At 72.1% G+C, this 18,597-nt stretch carries 17 protein-coding genes; 10 read left to right on the top strand and 7 right to left on the bottom strand.

The window, feature by feature from the left end; all coding sequences use genetic code 11:
* The first annotated feature begins 1 nt into the window (after position 1).
* Positions 2 to 622 (top strand): ATP-binding protein, encoded by a 621-nt coding sequence (locus ACVV2G_RS20420; RefSeq protein WP_453844171.1) that lies wholly within the window; start codon positions 2 to 4, stop codon positions 620 to 622.
* A 528-nt stretch (positions 623 to 1,150) separates the two neighbouring features.
* Here the strand turns inward: ACVV2G_RS20420 and ACVV2G_RS20415 are convergent.
* On the bottom strand, positions 1,151 to 2,647 hold the full coding sequence (locus ACVV2G_RS20415; RefSeq protein ID WP_453844170.1) for an MFS transporter: 1,497 nt from the start codon (positions 2,645 to 2,647) through the stop codon (positions 1,151 to 1,153).
* Positions 2,648 to 3,177: 530 nt separating this feature from the next.
* On the opposite strand from ACVV2G_RS20415, the gene ACVV2G_RS20410 reads away from it, so the two are divergent.
* Entirely contained in the window at positions 3,178 to 3,855 is a 678-nt protein-coding gene (locus ACVV2G_RS20410; protein WP_453844169.1) for a response regulator transcription factor, read from the top strand.
* Between the two features lie 110 nt (positions 3,856 to 3,965).
* Positions 3,966 to 5,240: an ATP-binding protein gene (locus tag ACVV2G_RS20405; RefSeq protein ID WP_453844168.1), complete on the top strand. Its 1,275-nt coding sequence runs from the start codon at positions 3,966 to 3,968 to the stop codon at positions 5,238 to 5,240.
* A gap of 224 nt (positions 5,241 to 5,464) precedes the next feature.
* On the opposite strand, the gene ACVV2G_RS20400 is transcribed toward ACVV2G_RS20405, so the two are convergent.
* Positions 5,465 to 6,037 carry a GtrA family protein gene (locus ACVV2G_RS20400; protein ID WP_453844167.1) on the bottom strand — a complete coding sequence of 191 codons (573 nt, stop codon included), beginning with the start codon at positions 6,035 to 6,037 and terminating at the stop codon, positions 5,465 to 5,467.
* Between the two features lie 165 nt (positions 6,038 to 6,202).
* Between ACVV2G_RS20400 and ACVV2G_RS20395 the strand changes: the two genes are divergently transcribed.
* From ACVV2G_RS20395 to ACVV2G_RS20380, 4 genes are all read left to right on the top strand, one after another.
* Entirely contained in the window at positions 6,203 to 7,342 is a 1,140-nt protein-coding gene (locus ACVV2G_RS20395; protein WP_453844166.1) for a 5-(carboxyamino)imidazole ribonucleotide synthase, read from the top strand.
* Positions 7,339 to 7,872, top strand: coding sequence for a 5-(carboxyamino)imidazole ribonucleotide mutase (purE, locus tag ACVV2G_RS20390; RefSeq protein WP_453844165.1), 534 nt, complete (start codon positions 7,339 to 7,341; stop codon positions 7,870 to 7,872). Before ACVV2G_RS20395 ends, purE begins: the two co-directional genes overlap by 4 nt.
* A 14-nt stretch (positions 7,873 to 7,886) precedes the next feature.
* Positions 7,887 to 9,065, top strand: coding sequence for a dipeptidase (locus ACVV2G_RS20385; RefSeq protein WP_453844198.1), 1,179 nt, complete (start codon positions 7,887 to 7,889; stop codon positions 9,063 to 9,065).
* A gap of 408 nt (positions 9,066 to 9,473) precedes the next feature.
* Positions 9,474 to 10,604, top strand: a complete 1,131-nt coding sequence (locus tag ACVV2G_RS20380) for a dipeptidase (RefSeq protein WP_453844164.1) — start codon at positions 9,474 to 9,476, stop codon at positions 10,602 to 10,604.
* Positions 10,605 to 10,616: 12 nt separating this feature from the next.
* Here the strand turns inward: ACVV2G_RS20380 and ACVV2G_RS20375 are convergent, their stop codons facing one another.
* The gene (locus tag ACVV2G_RS20375; protein ID WP_453844163.1) at positions 10,617 to 11,009 is read right to left on the bottom strand and encodes a VOC family protein; all 393 of its coding nucleotides are present in this window, start codon (positions 11,007 to 11,009) and stop codon (positions 10,617 to 10,619) included.
* Positions 11,010 to 11,044: 35 nt separating this feature from the next.
* On the bottom strand, positions 11,045 to 11,416 hold the full coding sequence (locus tag ACVV2G_RS20370; RefSeq protein WP_453844162.1) for a VOC family protein: 372 nt from the start codon (positions 11,414 to 11,416) through the stop codon (positions 11,045 to 11,047).
* A gap of 98 nt (positions 11,417 to 11,514) precedes the next feature.
* On the opposite strand from ACVV2G_RS20370, the gene ACVV2G_RS20365 reads away from it, so the two are divergent.
* Positions 11,515 to 12,021 (top strand): CGNR zinc finger domain-containing protein, encoded by a 507-nt coding sequence (locus ACVV2G_RS20365; protein ID WP_453844161.1) that lies wholly within the window; start codon positions 11,515 to 11,517, stop codon positions 12,019 to 12,021.
* Positions 12,022 to 12,272: 251 nt separating this feature from the next.
* Here the strand turns inward: ACVV2G_RS20365 and ACVV2G_RS20360 are convergent, their stop codons facing one another.
* Positions 12,273 to 13,616, bottom strand: a complete 1,344-nt coding sequence (locus ACVV2G_RS20360) for a UDP-glucose dehydrogenase family protein (RefSeq protein WP_453844160.1) — start codon at positions 13,614 to 13,616, stop codon at positions 12,273 to 12,275.
* A 179-nt stretch (positions 13,617 to 13,795) separates the two neighbouring features.
* Here ACVV2G_RS20360 and ACVV2G_RS20355 point away from each other — a divergent pair, with 179 nt between their 5' ends.
* Complete coding sequence (locus tag ACVV2G_RS20355) at positions 13,796 to 14,953, top strand: acyl-CoA dehydrogenase (RefSeq protein WP_453844159.1); 1,158 nt, start codon at positions 13,796 to 13,798, stop codon at positions 14,951 to 14,953.
* A 32-nt stretch (positions 14,954 to 14,985) separates the two neighbouring features.
* Here ACVV2G_RS20355 and ACVV2G_RS20350 read toward each other — a convergent pair whose 3' ends face one another.
* Entirely contained in the window at positions 14,986 to 15,552 is a 567-nt protein-coding gene (locus ACVV2G_RS20350; protein ID WP_453844158.1) for an acyl-CoA thioesterase, read from the bottom strand.
* Between the two features lie 119 nt (positions 15,553 to 15,671).
* On the opposite strand from ACVV2G_RS20350, the gene ACVV2G_RS20345 reads away from it, so the two are divergent.
* The gene (locus ACVV2G_RS20345; protein ID WP_453844157.1) at positions 15,672 to 16,937 is read left to right on the top strand and encodes an LCP family protein; all 1,266 of its coding nucleotides are present in this window, start codon (positions 15,672 to 15,674) and stop codon (positions 16,935 to 16,937) included.
* A gap of 13 nt (positions 16,938 to 16,950) precedes the next feature.
* Here ACVV2G_RS20345 and ACVV2G_RS20340 read toward each other — a convergent pair whose 3' ends face one another.
* Entirely contained in the window at positions 16,951 to 18,462 is a 1,512-nt protein-coding gene (locus tag ACVV2G_RS20340) for an LCP family protein (protein WP_453844156.1), read from the bottom strand.
* Between the last annotated feature and the right edge of the window lie 135 nt (positions 18,463 to 18,597).

Raw genomic sequence — 18,597 nt, 5'->3', positions numbered from 1 at the left:
GATGAGCACCACCCGGCCCTACCCGCCGGGCGACCGCGGTCCGGAGCCCAGCGGCGCTTCCGGGGCCTCCGAGGGGGGCATGCCCGGGTCCGGGGAGTCCGAGGGGGGCGTGCCCGCGGGGCAGGCCGCCGTGATCGGCTCGCCCGTGTCCCCGTCGGCGTCGCCGTCCCAGCCCGTGTCCGCGCCCGAGGGGGACGTCGCGGAGGGCGGTGGGCGGCAGATCCGCACGCTGAGCTTCGACGATCAGAGCGGCGTGGTCCCGCTCGCCCGTGACTTCACCCGCCAGGCGCTGTACGCCTGGGGCTGGCTGCCCTCCGCCACCGCGGACCAGCGTGCCGCCGCCGAGGACGTACTTCTCGTGGTGTCGGAGCTGGTCACCAACGCCTGTCTGCACGCCGAGGGGCCGGACGAGCTGAGCATCACCTGTGAGAAGAAGGTGATCCGGCTGGAGGTCTCCGACCGTGGCACGGGACAGCCGGCGCCGCGCAACCCGCATCGCGCCGGGCGGCCCGGCGGTCACGGCATGTTCATCGTGCAGCGGCTGTGCCTGGACTGGGGCGTCGTCCGTACACCGGGGGTCGCGGGCAAGCGCGTATGGGCGGAACTCGGGGCACCGGCGTAGGAGGAGCTGCGGCGGGGGTCCCGAGTGCCTCGGGGCCCGCATCCTTAGGGTTCTGCATCCTTCGGGTTCTGCATCTTTCGGCACGCTGATGCCTCGGGTCCCGCATCCGCAAGCTCCTGTTCTCAACGCCGGGCTCCTGACGGCTCGTGTTCCTGACCACCCCGGCTTCCTGACCATCTCGGCCCCTCACCTTCTGGGCTCCCGGCCGTCTCGGCCCCTCACCTCCTGGGCTCCCGGCCGTCTCGGCCCCTCACCTTCTGGGCTCCCCGGCCACCTCGGCTCGATCCGAGGTGGCCGGTCCGCCGCCACGCGGCCCCGCCCGCTCCGGCAAGGCCCGCAGACGTACGTCCTCTCCCGGTCGCAAGGCCCCCCGGCGCACACGGCTTCGCGGAGGGGCCGGCCGACCGGCGCCGAGCCCGTGGAGCCGCCCCTCACGCCCGCCCTCCCCGGAACGCCCGAAGGGGTCACCGCATCCACCCGGATGCGGTGACCCCTTCCACGACGTCGGGCGATGCCCGGCGGCAGGGCTCAGCGGACGTCGCCCATGAGCTCCTTGACGCGCCTGCGGTACATCCAGATCGCGACGCCGGCGAGCACGGCGAGCGAGGCCTCCGCCGCCACGACGCCCGTCCTGTTCAGGTCGACGCCGGCGATGGAGAGCAGGCCGGTCGTGGCGTCACCCGCGGTCACGGCCAGGAACCAGACGCCCATCATCTGCGAGGCGTACTTCACCGGCGCCATCTTCGTGGTGACCGACAGGCCGACCGGCGAGAGCATCAGCTCACCGCAGGTCTGGACGAAGTAGATCGCCACCAGCCACAGCGCGGCCGCCTTGTGGCCACCGTCCGCGATGGCCAGCGGGGCCAGGAAGAGGAAGAAGGACGCGCCGACCAGGACCAGGCCGAACGAGAACTTCACGATGGTGCTCGGCTCCTTGCCGCGGCGGGCGAGCGCCAGCCACAGGGTGGCGAAGACCGGGGCCAGGGCCATGATGATGACCGGGTTCACCGACTGGAACCAGGAGACCGGGAAGTCCCATCCCAGGACGCTGGTGTCGGTGGAGGAGTCGGCGAAGATCGCCAGGGTCGAGCCGCCCTGGTCGTAGATCATCCAGAAGACGGCCGCGGCGACGAAGAACCAGATGTACGCGGACATCTTCGACTGCTCGGCGCGGTCCAGCGACCTGTCCCGCTTGATGCGGGTCAGCACCAGGATGGGGATGATCACGCCGAGCAGGGTCAGCGGGACCAGGATCCAGTTCAGGGTGTACACGCCGGAGAAGCCGACGATCGCGTAGAACACGAGGGCGAGCGCGGCCCAGAACGCGGCCTTGCGGAGGGTGGAGGTCTTCTCCTCCGCCGACAGCGGCTTCGGTACGACGCTGGAGTGCGGCGCCAGGTTGCGGCTGCCGATCAGGAACTGCAGCACGCCCAGGCCCATGCCGACGGCGGCGAGCGCGAAGCCCAGGTGCCAGTTGACGTTCTCGCCGATGGTGCCGATGATCAGCGGCGCCGCGAAGGCGCCGAGGTTGATGCCCATGTAGAAGACGGTGAAGCCACCGTCGCGGCGGGGGTCGTCGGGGCCGTCGTAGAGCTGGCCGACCATCGTCGAGATGTTGGCCTTCAGCAGGCCGGAACCGATGGCGACCAGACCGAGGCCCGCGAAGAAGGTGCCGGAGGACGGCAGCGCCAGCGTGAGGTGGCCGAGCATGATCACGCCGCCGGCGACGGCGACGGTCTTGCGGGGGCCCCAGACGCGGTCGCCGAACCAGCCGCCCGGCATCGTGAGCAGGTACACCAGCGAGAGGTACACCGAGTAGATCGCGGTCGCGGTGGCGGCGTTCATGCCGAGACCGCCGGGGGCCACCAGGTACAGCGGGAGCAGAGCCCTCATGCCGTAGTAGGAGAAACGCTCCCACATCTCGGTCATGAAGAGAGTGGCCAGTCCGCGGGGGTGGCCGAAGAAGGTCTTCTCGGAGCCGGGGGTGCCCGGAGTGGCCGAGTCCTTCGTCAGGCTGGACGCCATGGTCGATCCTTGCTGGTCGGGACGCGCTCATGAGGCGATGCGCGCCCGGTGGGGGGGCGGCCGGCACCGGCGGCTTTCGTCCGTCCACCCCACGCCCGAGGGATTCCGCTCCGGATCACGAAGCGATGGGCGGCGACCACCGGGATCCACGCCTCTGCGCGCGTCACTGCACGCGGTGAGGCCCGGCCACAGGTCATTCCTTTCGGGGTCGGCCGTGGGGGCCGACCCGCACACAAAAAAGACCTTCGGCATCGAACTGCCGCCAAAGGTCCCCTGGGTGCTACAGGCGCTGATTCACCATACGGCAGGACACCGCCCGGTATGGAAGGGCTTGAGACAGGGATCACAGGTGACGGCGGAACCGCGAACGACCTTTCGAAGGTCCATCCCAGGATGGCACCTCACAGCCGCAGGTGAGCACCGGGGGCGGCAGGGCAGGCCGCGCGAGGGGCGCCCGACTTGTCCACGGGCAGGAGTCCCCGGGGGCGATCACGCCCCGGGGGTTGCTCCGAGCGGACTACCATCAGCCCATGACCCGTGTACTGCTCGCCGAGGACGACGCGTCCATCTCGGAGCCGCTGGCCCGCGCACTGCGCCGGGAAGGGTACGAGGTCGAGGTGCGTGAGGACGGCCCCACCGCACTCGACGCCGGGCTCCAGGGGGGCGTCGACCTGGTCGTGCTGGACCTGGGCCTGCCGGGCATGGACGGGCTGGAGGTCGCCCGCCGGCTGCGGTCCGAGGGCCACGCCGTGCCGATCCTCATCCTGACCGCGCGCGCCGACGAGGTGGACACCGTCGTCGGTCTGGACGCGGGCGCCGACGACTACGTCACCAAGCCCTTCCGTCTCGCCGAGCTGCTCGCCCGGGTCCGCGCCCTGCTGCGGCGCGGGTCCGTGGAGCCCGCGCAGCCGGCCGCCACGCACGGCGTGCGGATCGACGTCGAGTCGCACCGGGCCTGGATGGGCGAGGAGGAGCTCCAGCTCACCGCCAAGGAGTTCGACCTGCTGCGGGTGCTGGTGCGCGACGCCGGCCGGGTCGTCACCCGCGACCAGCTGATGCGCGAGGTCTGGGACACCACCTGGTGGTCGTCGACCAAGACCCTCGACATGCACATCTCCTGGCTGCGCAAGAAGCTGGGGGACGACGCGGCGAACCCCCGCTACATCGCCACCGTGCGCGGCGTGGGCTTCCGCTTCGAGAAGAGCTGAACGACCGGCAGAGCTGAACGGCCGGCAGAACCGAACGACCGGCAGAACCGAACGACCGCTGAGTGACCGGTAGAGCTGAGCGCCCGCAGGGCCTGCCCGGGTAAGGGGACATGCGCCGTCGACTGATCCAGTCCACACTCGCCGTGGTGCTCGTCGTGATCGCCGTTTTCGGCGTCTCCCTCGTGATCGTCGAAACCCGGACGATCAGCAGCACCGCCCAGGAACGGGTCGACCTGGAGGCGGTACGGCTGGCCAGCATCGTGGACAGCCGGCTGCTCGGTGCCGGGACGGTCGACGCGGCGTTCCTGCGGGCGCAGGTCGCGGACGCCCGGTACGCCGAGATCCGTATCCCCGGCCGGCCGGTGATGGAGGTCGGCAGCCGGCCGGTCGGCGAGGTCATCCGGGGCAAGGCCACCGGCGAGGAGGGCGAGACGGTCCTCGTCGAGGAGCCGAGATCCTCGGTGACCCGGGAGATCGGCCGCACCCTGCTGATCATCGGCCTGGTGGCGATGCTCGCGGTGGTCGCCGCGGTACTGCTGGCGATCCGGCAGGCCAACCGCCTCGCCTCCCCGCTCACCGACCTCGCCGAGACCGCCGAACGCCTCGGCTCCGGCGACCCGCGCCCCCGGCACAAGCGCTACGGCGTCCCCGAGCTGGACCGGGTCGCGGACGTGCTGGACTCCTCCGCCGAGCGCATCGCCCGGATGCTCACCGCGGAGCGCCGCCTGGCCGCCGACGCCTCCCACCAGCTGCGTACGCCGCTGACCGCGCTGTCCATGCGGCTGGAGGAGATCACCCTCACCGACGAGCCGGAGACGGTGAAGGAGGAGGCCACGATCGCGCTGTCACAGGTGGAGCGACTGACGGACGTCGTGGACCGGCTGCTGACGAACTCCCGCGACCCGCGCAGCGGCTCCGCCGTCACCTTCGAGCTGGACGACGTGATCCAGCAGCAGATCGACGAGTGGCGCCCCGCCTACCGCGGCGAGGGGCGGGCGATCGTCAGCTCCGGCAAGCGGCACCTGACGGCCGTGGGCACCCCGGGCGCGGTGGCGCAGGTGCTGGCCGCGCTGATCGAGAACTCCCTGATGCACGGCGGCGGCACGGTGGCCCTGCGGACCAGGGTGACCGGCAACCAGGCGGTGGTCGAGGTCACCGACGAGGGGGCGGGCGTCCCGGGCGACCTGGGGGCACGGATCTTCGAGCGGGCGATCAGCGGGCGGAACTCCACGGGCATCGGCCTCGCCGTCGCCCGGGACCTGGCCGAGGCGGACGGCGGACGGCTGGAACTCCTCCAGGGCCGCCCCCCGGTCTTCGGCCTGTTCCTGTCCCGCACGCCGCCGCCGAAGCAGCCGTCCGGGCACTCGGGCGGGACGGTGCGCTAGCGGTTCGGTTCCGTCCGGAAAGGCCGCGGACCGGTGAGCCAGGTCTCGGCCGAGGGGTCCTGAACAGGTGAGGGCCTGCCGGGCCCGGTGTGGGCCGCGACGTCCCCACCGACCGGAAGGCCCTCGTGCCGCGCCGTGCCGCGCCGTGCCGTGCTGCGCCGTGCCGCACCTCCGACCGAGACCGGCCGGCGGGCCGGCGGGCCGGCGGTGGTCCGGCCGGCCGGTCAGCGGCGGGCCGCGGGGGTGCCGTCCTCGGTGGGGACGGCCGTGCGGTGCTCGTGCTCGGGGAAGGTCCCGGCCCGCGTCACCGGCTCCCGGGCCGGCAGCGCGCGGAAGACCCAGCTGCGGTACGACCAGAAGCGGAACAGGGTGCCGAGACCGATGCCGAGGAACTTGAAGACGTTGCTCTGCAGCGGGCTGTCCCAGCCGAAGCCGTACGTCGCCGTGTAGAGCACACCGTTCTCGATCACCAGCCCGACCGCGCTGAACAGCAGGAACAGCGACATCTCGCGGGTCCGGCGCCCCTTGTCACGGTCCCGGTAGGTGAAGTACCGGAAGCCCAGGTAGTTGAAGACGATCGCGACGATCGTCGCGACGATGCTGGCCCGCACCACCTGGAGGTCGGTCACGTGCCGCACGAGGTTGAAGACGAGGAGGTTGACCAGAACCCCCGCACCGCCCACCGCGCCGAACTTCGCGATCTCACGGACCAGCCGGTCGATCCGCTCCCGCACCGGGCCGCGGGGCGCCGGGGGAGCAGGGGGAGCCGTATGAGCACCCGAGGAACCATGTCCCATGGTCGTGCAGGCCCCCGTCCGTCGGTTGGCGTCAATCCGTTCATGCTAACCACCCGGACGCGGGATCTTCCTGCGGACGGACGCGGGACGGCGGGACCGGGCGGCGGGACCGCCGGGAAACGGCCGGTAAACAGGTGGGCTCCGCGCTGCCGATACGCTAGGGGGGTGACGTTCCCGGTAGTCGGTATGGTCGGCGGTGGCCAGCTCGCTCGTATGACACACGAGTCGGGCATCCCGCTGGGCATCAGGTTCAAGCTCCTCAGTGACACCCCTCAGGACTCTGCGGCGCAGGTCGTGAACGAAGTCGTCATCGGCGACTATCGCGACCTGGACACGCTGCGCGAGTTCGCGCGCGGCTGTGACGTGATCACCTTCGATCACGAACACGTGCCGACCGAGCACCTCAGAGCCCTGGAGGCGGACGGCGTCCCCGTCCGCCCCGGGCCCGACGCGCTCGTGCACGCCCAGGACAAGGGTGTGATGCGTGCGAGACTCGACGCGATCGGCGTGCCCTGCCCACGGCACCGGATCGTGAGCGATCCGGCCGACGTGGGCGCCTTCGCCGCGGAGGGCGACGGCTTCCCCGTCGTCCTCAAGACGGTCCGCGGCGGGTACGACGGCAAGGGCGTGTGGGTCGTCGGCTCCGTCGAGGAGGCCGCCGAGCCCTTCCGCGCCGGCGTGCCCGTGCTGGCGGAGGAGAAGGTCGACTTCGTCCGCGAGCTGGCCGCCAACGTGGTCCGCTCCCCGCACGGCCAGGCGGTGGCGTACCCCGTCGTCGAGTCCCGTCAGGTCGACGGCGTCTGCGACACGGTGATCGCTCCCGCTCCCGGCCTCGACGAGGGTCTCGCCCTGCGGGCCGAGGAGATGGCGCTCAGCATCGCCAAGGAACTCGGTGTCGTCGGCCACCTCGCCGTCGAGCTGTTCCAGACCCGCGACGGCCGCGTCCTCGTCAACGAGCTGGCGATGCGCCCGCACAACTCCGGCCACTGGACGATGGACGGCGCGATCACCTCGCAGTTCGCCAACCACGTCCGCGCCGTCCTCGACCTCCCCCTCGGCGACCCGCGCCCGCGCGCCGAGTGGACGGTCATGGTCAACGTCCTCGGCGGCGACTTCCCGGACATGTACTCCGCGTACCTGCACTGCATGGCCCGGGACCCGCAGCTGAAGATCCACATGTACGGCAAGGACGTGAAGCCCGGCCGCAAGGTCGGCCACGTCAACACCTACGGCGACGACCTGGACGACGTGCTGGAGCGCGCCCGTCACGCTGCCGGCTACCTGAGAGGGACGATCACCGAATGAGCCCGGTAAGCCCGGTGGTGGGCATCGTCATGGGGTCGGACTCCGACTGGCCCGTCATGGAGGCCGCCGCCAAGGCGCTCGACGAGTTCGAGGTCGCCTACGAGGTCGACGTCGTCTCCGCGCACCGCATGCCCCGCGAGATGATCGCCTACGGCGAGCAGGCGGCCGGACGCGGACTGAAGGCGATCGTCGCCGGGGCCGGAGGCGCCGCCCACCTGCCCGGCATGCTCGCCTCCGTCACCCCGCTGCCCGTCATCGGCGTGCCGGTGCCGCTGAAGTACCTCGACGGCATGGACAGCCTGCTGTCCATCGTGCAGATGCCGGCCGGCGTCCCCGTGGCCACCGTCTCCGTCGGCGGTGCCCGCAACGCCGGGCTGCTGGCCGCCCGCATGCTCGCCGCGCACGACGAGGAGATGCTGGGCCGCATGCGCGAGTTCCAGCAGGAGCTGAACGACCAGGCCACCGAGAAGGGCCGGCGGCTGCGCACCAAGGTCGAGGGTTCCGCGGCCGGCTTCGGCTTCGGAAAATGACGGAAGTGACGCCGATGACCTCGCTGGACCGGGCCCGGGAGCTGCTGCGGGAGTTCCCCGTCGTGGACGGGCACAACGACCTGCCCTGGGCGCTGCGCGAGCAGGTGCGCTACGACCTCGACGCCCGGGACATCGCCGCCGACCAGTCCGCCCACCTGCACACCGACCTCGCCCGGCTGCGGGCCGGCGGCGTCGGCGCGCAGTACTGGTCGGTGTACGTCCGCTCGGACCTGCCCGGCGCGGTCACGGCGACGCTGGAGCAGATCGACTGCGTACGGCGCCTGATCGACCGCCACCCCGGGGAGCTGCGGGCCGCGCTGACCGCCGCCGACATGGAGGCCGCGCGGGCCGAGGGCCGCATCGCGTCCCTCATGGGCGCCGAGGGCGGCCACTCCATCGACGACTCGCTGGCCACGCTCCGCGCGCTGTACGCGCTCGGCGTGCGCTACATGACCCTCACCCACAACGACAACGTGGCCTGGGCGGACTCGGCGACCGACGAGCCGGCCGCCGGCGGCCTGTCGGCCTTCGGCCGCGAGGTCGTGCGGGAGATGAACCGCGAGGGCATGCTGGTCGACCTCTCGCACGTCGCCGCGACGACCATGCGGGACGCGCTGGACACCTCCACCGCGCCGGTGATCTTCTCCCACTCCTCCGCACGGGCCGTCTGCGACCACCCGCGCAACATCCCGGACGACGTCCTGGAGCGGCTGCCGGCCAACGGCGGTGTGGCGATGGTGACGTTCGTGCCGAAGTTCGTCCTCCAGGCGGCCGTGGACTGGACCGCCGCCGCGGACGAGAACATGCGCGCGAACGGTTTCCACCACCTGGACACCAGCCCCGAGGCGATGAAGGTCCACCGCGCCTTCGAGGAGCGCATCCCGCGTCCGGTCGCCACCGTCTCCACGGTCGCCGACCACCTCGACCACATGCGCGAGGTCGCCGGCGTCGACCACCTCGGCATCGGCGGGGACTACGACGGCACGGCCTTCACCCCGGACGGCCTCGACGACGTCTCGGGCTACCCGAACCTGGTCGCCGAGCTGCTCGACCGCGGCTGGTCCCAGGCCGATGTGGCCAAGCTGACCTGGAAGAACGCGGTGCGGGTGCTGGGCGCCGCCGAGGACGTGGCCCGTGGGCTTCAGGCGACGCGGGGGCCGTCCAACGCGTCGCTGGAGGAGCTCGACGGCTGAGCCGGCTCGTCTCCGAGGGCGGGGTGACCGGTACGGCCGGCCGCCCCGCCCACGTACGGGGGGCGGCGGTCCCGTACCGGGCTCAGCGACGCGCCGGGCCGCAGCCGCTCCACCGGCCGGGTGGGCGACGAGGGCCTGTGCGTTCACCAGGCCGGGGCGGGACAAGGGCCTGTGCGGTTCAGCAGGCGGGGGTGGGCGAAAAGGGCCTGTGCGTTCACCAGGCCGGAGTGGGCGACGAGGGCCTGCCCAGGACGATCAGGTCAGCACCGCGCGCCGACCGCCCGGTCCCTGCCCCGGGACCGGCGCCGGTCCCGGTGCACCGTACCCCCGAACGCCCCACCCACCAGGAAGCCCTATCCGCTCCGTGCCACGGTGGCCGTAACGCACGACGACCGTACGGAGCCCGCCATGGCAGACCTCCAGGACGACCTGCACACCGGTACCGAGGCCGGCGGGCTCGACGACCTGCCCGCGCCGTTGCCCGCGGAGGTCTTCCCGCCGAAGCCCTACGCGCCCGTGTCCGACCCCGGCGACGAGCCGCTGACCCGGGCGCACGCCGTGCTGGCCGCCCACCCCGTCGCCGACGGCTGCAGCGGCCTGCCGTGGGCGCTCAGACACCTGCCCTGGTACGACCTGGAGCTGGGCGAGAGCTCCGTCGACACGGACGTGCCACGGCTGCGCGAAGGCCGTGTGGGCGCGCTGTTCTGGTCGCTGCACCTGCCCGGGGCCGTCGACGGGGACCGGGCGGTCGGCGCGGCGCTGGAGCAGCTGGACCTGGTGAAGACGGTCGTGCGGGCGCACCCCGAGGGCCTGCGCCTGGCGTACGACGCCGGCCAGGCCATCGACGCACGCAACTGCGGCCGGGTCGCCGTGCTGCCGGGCCCCGCCGGCGCCGCCGCCCTCGGCGACTGCCTGGGCATCCTGCGCAGTCTGCACGCCCTCGGGCTGCGCATGCTCACGCTGACGGGGACCACCTGGGCCGGCGAGACGGGACTGACCCGGTTCGGCGAGGAGGTCGTCCGGGAGATGAACCGGCTCGGCGTGATCGCCGACCTCTCCGGAGCCTCCGCCGGGACCGTCCACCGCACCCTCGCCGTCTCCAAGGCGCCGGCGCTGTGCACCCGCTCCGCCGCCCGCGCCCTGCGCCCGCACCCCGACAACCTCCCCGACGACCTGCTCGTCGAGCTGGGCGCGGCCGGGGGCCTGTGCATGGTGCCGCTGACCGCCGAGCAGACCGGCCCCACCGTCCGGGACGTGGCCGACCACCTCGACCACGTCCGCACGGTGGCCGGCCCGCACAGCGTAGGCCTGTCCGGCACCTACGACACGGGAGCCGCCCACCCGCTGGAACTGGGCGACGCCTCCTGCTACCCCCGGCTCATCGCCGAACTGCTGCGGCGTGGCTGGGACGAGTCGGACGTGGCCCTGCTGACCTGGGGGAACGTCCAGCGGGTGCTGCGGGGCGCGGCCTTCACCGCCCGTGCGGCCCAGCTGCGCCGGGAACCGTCGACCGCGACGATCGCCGACCTCGACGGCTGAGCACCGGCACGGTCAGGCGTGCTCGATCCGGCACAGGCAGAACGGGTGCCCGGCCGGATCGGCGTACACCATGAAGCCCTTCTTCTCCCGGTCCTCCAGATCCAGCGGCCGGGCGCCCAGCGCGAGCACCTTCTCGTGGGCCGCGTCCATCTCCGCCCAGGTCGCCCCGCCGTCGAAGTCGAGGTGGAACTGCTGGGCGTTGCGGTCGGAGCGCGGCCACTCCGGCGGGGTGAGCCCCGGCGCCCGTTGGAAGGACACCCGGGGCCCGCCGGGCACATGGAGCACCACCCAGTCGGGGTCCTGCTCGTCAGGCGTGCCGCCGCCGACCTGCGCGTAGAAGCGGGCCAGCTCGCGGGGGTCGGGACAGTCGACGACGACGGAACGGAAACGTGCCACGGGTTCCACGGGGGCCTCCCCGGATTGTCGGTCCGATGAGCGGTTCAGCAGACGCAGAGGCAGAACGGGTGCCCGGCCGGGTCCGCGTAAACGCGGAACGTCCGCGTCCGGTCCTCCGCGTCCAGCGGCTTCGCGCCCAGCTCCAGCACGGCCTTCTCCGCCGCGTCGAGGTCCTTCACGTCCAGGTCGAGGTGGAACTGCTGTGCCCCGTCGGGCCCGGGCCACTTCGGCGCCACGTGACCGGGGGCGCCCTGGAAGGCCAGGCTCTGCCCGCCGGGCAGATTCAGATCGACCCACTCGACCTGGCCGTCGCTCTTGTCCTCGACGGTGCCGCCGAGGACGTCGGCGTAGAAGCGGGCGAGTGCGTGGGGGTCGGGACAGTCCAGGACGACGACACCCAGTTCGGCGACAGCCATGACTTCCTCCTCGAAGTCCGCGGTCTCGGTTACCTGCACAGTGCGGGTAACCGGTAACGGTTACCTCATGCTTGCGTATGGCGGGTAACGTCGCAAGCATGAGTGAGAGATCGCCCGCGCCGGGAGGTCTGGATCTGGTCGAGAAACTGGTGAACACGATCGACCTGGAGTCCGGCGCCGACTCGCTGGGCACACCGGAGGGCCGGGCGCGTCTCGGTCTCGCGGAGGACGAGCTGCCCGGGGCGCGCGAGCTGCGCGAGTCCCTGCGCGCGGTCCTGCTCGCCCACGCCGGCCACCCGCCGCACCGGGCGGTGACCCCGCTGGGCGAGCTGCTGGCGACCGCCCCGCTGGTGGTGACGGTCGACACGGCCGACGGCGCCGCCGCCCTCGCCCCGGCCCGGGACGGCTCCCTGACCTCCCGCGTCGCCGCCGCCGTCGCCGAGGCGCTGGTCGCGGGCACCTGGCAGCGGCTGAAGGCCTGCGAGGCCGCCGACTGCCACTGGGCGTACTACGACCGCAGCCCGGCCGGACGCGGTCGCTGGTGCTCGATGCAGGTGTGCGGCGCGCGCGCCAAGATGCGCCGGTACCGGGCCAAGGGAGCGTGAGGCACCGGAACTTCACGGGCGGGCGCGGCGTCCGGTGGGGCAGAATGCAACCGGCGCCGGTTCGGCCGACTGAGCCTCGGCCGAACCGGCGCCGTCCTTCGCGGCCCATCCCCCTGGCGGCTGCCCCGGCCCGGGCCGCGGGGCGGCCCTGTAGACCGCGGGGCGACTCCGCAGACCGTGGGACGACCCTGTAGACCGCGGGGCGACTCCGCAGACCGCGGGGCGGCCCCGTAGGCCGTGGGACGGCCCCCCTAGGCCGTGGGACGGCCCATCGCCCGGTACGTCCAGCCGGCCTTCCGCCAGGCCTGCGGGTCCAGGGCGTTGCGCCCGTCGAGGATCACCCGGGCCGTCACCGCCTCACCCAGCGCCTCCGGGTCCAGCTCGCGGAACTCCCGCCACTCCGTCAGGTGCAGGACGACGTCGGCCCCCCGCACCGCCTCCAGCGCGGAGCCGGCGTAACCGAGGGTCGGGAACAGCCGCCGGGCGTTCTCCATGCCCTTGGGGTCGTACACCGTCACCTGGGCGCCCTGGAGGTGCACCTGCCCGGCGACGTTCAGCGCGGGGGAGTCCCGTACGTCGTCCGAGTCGGGCTTGAAGGTGGCGCCGAGCACCGCGACCCGCTTGCCGAGGAAGGGGCCGCCGCCCAGCGCCTGCCGGGTCAGCTCCACCATCTGGCCGCGCTGGCGCATGTTGATGGAGTCGATCTCCCGCAGGAAGGTCAGCGCCTGGTCCGCGCCCAGCTCGCCGGCGCGCGCCATGAACGCCCGGATGTCCTTCGGCAGGCAGCCGCCGCCGAAGCCGATCCCGGCCCGCAGGAACTTCTTGCCGATGCGGTCGTCGTACCCGATCGCCTCGGCCAGCTTGGCGACGTCGCCGTCGGCGGCCTCGCAGACCTCCGCCATCGCGTTGATGAAGGAGATCTTGGTGGCGAGGAAGGAGTTCGCCGAGGTCTTCACCAGCTCGGCCGTCGGGAAGTCGGTGACGACGAACGGCGAGCCCTCCGCGATCGGCGTGGCGTACACCTCGCGCAGCAGCCTCTCGGCCCGCTCGCTGCGCACGCCGACCACGATCCGGTCGGGGTGCAGCGTGTCCTCGACGGCGAAGCCCTCGCGCAGGAACTCCGGGTTCCAGGCCAGCTCGGCGTCGTCGCCGGCCGGCGCGTGCTCGGCGAGGTAGGCGGACAGCCGGTCGGCGGAGCCCACCGGCACGGTCGACTTGCCGACGACGAGCGCGGGACCGGTCAGGTGCGGCGCGAGCGAGGCCAGCGCGGCGTCGACGTACGACATGTCACAGGCGTACTCGCCGTGCTTCTGCGGCGTGTTCACGCACAGGAAGTGCACGTCGCCGAAGGCCGCGGCCTCCGCGAAGTCGGTGGTGAAGCGCAGCCGCCCGGTGGACCCCTCGATCCCGGCGACGTGCCTGCCCAGCAGCTCCTCCAGACCGGGCTCGTACATCGGGACCCGGCCCCGCTGGAGCATTTCGATCTTCTCCGTCACCACGTCCAGGCCGAGCACCTCGAAACCGAGCTCGGCCATGGCCGCGGCATGGGTCGCGCCGAGATAGCCGGTACCGATCACGGTGATCTTGAGGGCCATGGGTGCTCCAGAGGTGTACGGCACGGGTGCGCGCCCGAGCATATCCGGCGAGCGCCGCGGGCCTTCCGGTCGGCTGTCGCCTAGCTCACCTATCCACGAGCGCGGGCGGGCTCTAAAATTTGGGTTACTTAACGGTAGTTAGCGTCCCAGCAGCACTGCGTTTTGGAGCGTGAGAGACCTTGGCCGGATCGGCTGACTTCGACCTGTACCGCCCGTCCGAGGAGCACGACATGCTCCGGGACGCCGTCCGCGCGCTGGCCGAGGCGAAGATCGCGCCGCACGCCGCCGCGGTGGACGAGGAGGCCCGTTTCCCGCGGGAGGCCCTCGACGCCCTGACCGCGAACGACCTGCACGCGGTGCACGTCCCCGAGGAGTACGGCGGCGCGGGCGCCGACGCCCTCGCCACGGTGATCGTCATCGAGGAGGTCGCCCGCGTCTGCGCGTCCTCCTCCCTGATCCCGGCCGTGAACAAGCTCGGCTCCCTGCCGGTGATCCTCTCCGGCTCCGAGGAGCTGAAGAAGAAGTACATGGCCCCGCTCGCCAAGGGCGACGGCATGTTCTCCTACTGTCTGTCCGAGCCCGACGCGGGCTCGGACGCGGCCGGCATGAAGACCAGGGCCGTCCGCGACGGCGACTTCTGGGTCCTCAACGGCGTCAAGCGCTGGATCACCAACGCGGGCGAGTCGCAGTACTACACGGTGATGGCCGTCACCGACCCCGCCAAGCGCTCCAAGGGCATCTCCGCCTTCGTCGTCGAGAAGTCCGACGAGGGCGTCTCCTTCGGCGCCCCGGAGAAGAAGCTCGGCATCAAGGGCTCCCCGACCCGCGAGGTCTACCTCGACAACGTCCGCATCCCCGCCGACCGCATGATCGGCGAGGAGGGCACCGGCTTCGCCACCGCGATGAAGACGCTGGACCACACCCGCATCACCATCGCCGCTCAGGCCCTCGGCATCGCCCAGGGCGCCCTCGACTACGCCAAGGGCTACGTCCAGGAGCGCAAGCAGTTCGGCAAGCCGATCGCCGACTTCCAGGGCATCCAGTTCATGCTCGCCGACATGGCCATGAAGATCGAGGCCGCCCGCCAGCTCACCTACGCCGCCGCGGCCAAGTCGGAGCGCGGCGACAGCGACCTCACCTTCCAGGGCGCCGCCGCCAAGTGCTTCGCCTCCGACGTGGCGATGGAGGTCACCACCGACGCGGTCCAGCTCCTCGGCGGCTACGGCTACACCCGCGACTACCCGGTCGAACGCATGATGCGCGACGCCAAGATCACGCAGATCTATGAAGGAACGAATCAAGTCCAGCGGATCGTCATGGCGCGCAACCTGCCGTAACCGGCGGACGGCTCGCGTCGGCGGTTCGGGGCTCAGGCGTCGAAGCCCTCCGCCACCCGCCGCTCGCGCAGCTCCATGATCGCGCGGCGGCGGGCCAGGCGGTGGGTGCGGCGGATCTGGGCCTCCTGGTAGCGGCGCTGGTCCCGCTCGGTCTCCGGGAGCACCGGCGGGACCGTGCGCGGCTTGCCGTCCGCGTCGACCGCGGCGAAGACCAGGTAGGCCGAGCCGACCTGGGTGGCCGGGGTGGACTCGTTCCAGCGCTCGGCCAGGACCCGGACGCCGACCTCCATGGAGCTCCGGCCGGTCCAGTTGACCTGGGCCTTCACATGGACGAGGTCGCCGACGCGGACCGGTTCGAGAAACGCCATCTCGTCCATCGACGCGGTGACGGCGGGGCCGCCGGAGTGCCGTCCGGCCACGGCGCCCGCCGCGTCGTCGACGAGCTTCATGATCACTCCGCCGTGCACCGTGCCCAGCAGGTTCGTGTCGCTGTGGGTCATGATGTGGCTGAGGGTGGTGCGGGACGCCGAGGTCGGCTTGCCCGGGATCTCCGGGGCCGCCGGCCGTGCGGCCGAGGCCTGTTCTGCCTGGTCTGTCATGGCCTCCACCTTATGCCGGGGCGATGACCGCGTGATGTGTGTCAGCTTCGCAACAGCACCGGCCCTATTTTCCGACGACCCTTGTATGGCCCGTGGTGCGGACCGGCACACTGGTGCGCATGAATGATTGGCCCGAGGGATGGTCCGGTGACAACCGCGCCGGACGGTACGGACGCGGCAGCGCGAGCGCACAGCCCGAGAGCGCGCGGGTGATGCGTCAGGTCCGCCGCGGCGCCGCGCCGCCGCCCGGGCCGGGCGCCTCCGCCCCGCCGTACGGCGGCGGGGTGCCGCAGCAGCCGTCGTACGTCGACGGCCGGGGCCACGGCGGACAGGACGCGTACGACAGCGGCTACAACACCGGCCAGGTCTACGGCGGCCCCGGCGGCCCCGGTCCCGGCCGGCCCGCGCCCGACTGGCGCCGCCGGATCAAGTGGACGGCCATCACGCTGGTGACCGCGCTGGTCGTGACGACCGTCGGTACCTACTTCTGGGCCGACTCCAAGCTCAACCGCGAGGTCGACCTCTCCAAGGTCATCGAACGGCCCGAGGCCGGCGAGGGCACGAACTACCTCATCGTCGGCTCCGACAGCCGCGAGGGCATGACCGACGAGCAGAAGAAGGACCTGCACACCGGCTCCGCCGAGGGCAAGCGCACGGACTCGATGATGATCCTGCACACCGGGGACAACGGGTCGACGCTGATCTCCCTGCCCCGCGACTCGGACGTGGAGATCCCGAGCTTCGTCGGTTCCGAGTCCGGCAAGACCTACCAGGGCACGGGCCGGCACGTGAAGCTGAACGCCGCGTACGCGGAGGACGGCCCGGAACTGCTGGTCCGCACCGTCGAGTACAACACCGGACTGCGCCTCGACCACTACGTGGAGATCGGCTTCGCCGGCTTCGCGAACATCGTGGACGCGGTGGGCGGCGTCGAGATGGACATCCCGCAGGACATCAAGGACACCAAGTCGGGTGCCGACCTCAAGAAGGGCAAGCAGACCCTGAACGGCCAGGACGCCCTGGCCTTCGTCCGCACCCGGTACGCGCTGGCCGGCTCCGACCTGGACCGGACGAAGAACCAGCAGAAGTTCCTGGCGGCCCTGGCGAACCAGGTGGCCACCCCGTCGACCGTCCTGAACCCCTTCAGGCTCTACCCGACCATGGGCGCCGGCCTCGACTCCCTCATCGTCGACGAGGACATGGGCCTGTTCGACCTGGCGGGCATGTTCTGGGCGATGAAGAGCGTCAGCGGCGGCGACGGCACGTCGATGAACATGCCGGTCTCGGGCAGCGTCGGCGGCAACCTCCAGTGGGACAAGGCCAAGGTCAAGACGCTGGTCGAGCAGTTGAAGAACGACGAGAAGGTCACCGTCAAGGGCAACTGAGACCGCCTGGCGGTCACTGCTTCCCGCACACCACCTCGTCGCCCCGCACCACCGTGCCCGACTCCTGCGGCGGGTCCGCCGGCTTCACCTTCACCACGTCCTCGAAACCGGCGCCCGCGATCACCTTCAGCGTCGGGCCCTGGCCCTCGACCGGCCGCAGCTCGCTGCCGGGCAGGGCGGCGGCCAGCGACTTCGCCGAGTTGTCCCAGCGGGGGTCGAAGGCCACGACGGTCCGCACGACCGCGCGGTCGGCGGCGTTCCGCGGCGCCCGCGTGGTGCGGAACCCGGTCGCGGCCAGCGCGTCGTCCACCCGCTTGCCGAGCCCCGGTGTGCGCGTGCCGTTCTCCACCTGGACCCGGATCCGCTTCGGGTCCACCGGGACGCGTACCGGGGCCGGGCCCTTCGGCTTCGGTCCGGGCACGGTCAGCGGCTCGTCCTCGCGCAGGGCGTCGAAGATCCGCTCGGACTTGGCCGGGTCCCACTTCAGGGTCGAGCCGACGCCCTTGACGGCGTAGCCCATCTGCCCGATGGGCACGGTGGTGAACTCCGACGAGGACGGCGAGAAGTCGCGCATCGCCCGCCCGAGCGCCAGCATCTCGTCGGTGCCGAAACCCTCGTCGGCCCGGACCGAGCCCAGCACCGCCTGTGTGACGTCGCGGAACCTGATCGGGTTCAGCAGCAGCCCGGAGGAGGTCGCCCGGTCGATCAGGGCGGCCAGGAAGCGCTGCTGGCGCTTCATCCGGCTCAGGTCCGAGGCCCCGTCGAGGTGGCGGGCGCGCACGTACTGCAGCGCCTGCCCGCCCCGCAGCTCGTGGGTGCCGGCCGGCAGGTCGAGTCCGGTGTAGCTGTCCTTGAGCGGCTGGGCGGTGCAGATCCGCACACCGCCGAGGACGTCCACGGTCTTCATGAAGCTGGTGAAGTCGACCTCCAGATAGTGGTCGATCTTCACGCGGGTCATGTTCTCGACGGTGCGGATGGTCAGCTGCGGGCCGCCCTCGGCGTAGGCGGCGTTCAGCTTGAGGGGGTGCCCCTTGTGCCGCTTGCCCGTGGTGCGGTCGGTGTGGTCCGGCGTCTCGGCGTAGGAGTCGCGCGGCAGGCTGACCACGCTCGCGCGCTCCCGGTCCTCCGAGATGTGCACGATCATGATCGTGTCGGTGCAGTGGCAGGGGGCGCCGCCCAGCCTGTACTCGCGCCGCTCCTGCGCGCTGATGCTCTCGCGGCCGTCGGTGCCCACCAGCAGGACGTTCATGCCGTCGCCCGCCCGCGGCCGGTTCTTCATGTCCTTGAAGGCGTCGACCCGCGAGATGTCCGCGTCGAGACCGGAGAGCACGGTGTGCCCGATCCCCGCGGAGGCGAGCACCACCACCGACAGCGCGGTCACCGCCCGCATGGCCCAGCGCGGTTTCCTCCGCCGCGCGGAGCGTTTCGGCGGGCGCCCGGCCGGTCGTCCGCCACCACGCTGCGGCGGGGGGCCGCCGCGCGGGGACGAGGCCGGGACCCGGGGGGAGCGGGGCGGCATGGGCAAGGTGACACCTCCGCGAGGACGGGCCGTACGGCCGGACGTGGAATCCGTGAGCACCGTAGGCCCATACGATCGGCTGCCCGGGGCGGCGCCCCCGCGGCGCGCATCCGTGTCCCCCGTTCGCGGTAACGTGAGCAC

It is taken from the genome of Streptomyces sp. JK94, assembly GCF_053613315.1.
Note: the sequence above shows the minus strand (reverse complement) of the source record. Positions and strands in the feature narration are given on the sequence as shown.

Bases quoted from the DNA above. Each gene is read 5' to 3' on its own strand.
- ACVV2G_RS20420 (WP_453844171.1), top strand. From the start codon at position 2: ATGAGCACCACCCGGCCCTACCCGCCGGGCGACCGCGGTCCGGAGCCC.
- ACVV2G_RS20415 (WP_453844170.1), bottom strand. From the start codon at position 2,647: ATGGCGTCCAGCCTGACGAAGGACTCGGCCACTCCGGGCACCCCCGGC.
- ACVV2G_RS20410 (WP_453844169.1), top strand. From the start codon at position 3,178: ATGACCCGTGTACTGCTCGCCGAGGACGACGCGTCCATCTCGGAGCCG.
- ACVV2G_RS20405 (WP_453844168.1), top strand. From the start codon at position 3,966: ATGCGCCGTCGACTGATCCAGTCCACACTCGCCGTGGTGCTCGTCGTG.
- ACVV2G_RS20400 (WP_453844167.1), bottom strand. From the start codon at position 6,037: ATGGGACATGGTTCCTCGGGTGCTCATACGGCTCCCCCTGCTCCCCCG.
- purE (WP_453844165.1), top strand. From the start codon at position 7,339: ATGAGCCCGGTAAGCCCGGTGGTGGGCATCGTCATGGGGTCGGACTCC.
- ACVV2G_RS20385 (WP_453844198.1), top strand. From the start codon at position 7,887: ATGACCTCGCTGGACCGGGCCCGGGAGCTGCTGCGGGAGTTCCCCGTC.
- ACVV2G_RS20380 (WP_453844164.1), top strand. From the start codon at position 9,474: ATGGCAGACCTCCAGGACGACCTGCACACCGGTACCGAGGCCGGCGGG.
- ACVV2G_RS20370 (WP_453844162.1), bottom strand. From the start codon at position 11,416: ATGGCTGTCGCCGAACTGGGTGTCGTCGTCCTGGACTGTCCCGACCCC.
- ACVV2G_RS20365 (WP_453844161.1), top strand. From the start codon at position 11,515: ATGAGTGAGAGATCGCCCGCGCCGGGAGGTCTGGATCTGGTCGAGAAA.
- ACVV2G_RS20360 (WP_453844160.1), bottom strand. From the start codon at position 13,616: ATGGCCCTCAAGATCACCGTGATCGGTACCGGCTATCTCGGCGCGACC.
- ACVV2G_RS20350 (WP_453844158.1), bottom strand. From the start codon at position 15,552: ATGACAGACCAGGCAGAACAGGCCTCGGCCGCACGGCCGGCGGCCCCG.
- ACVV2G_RS20345 (WP_453844157.1), top strand. From the start codon at position 15,672: ATGAATGATTGGCCCGAGGGATGGTCCGGTGACAACCGCGCCGGACGG.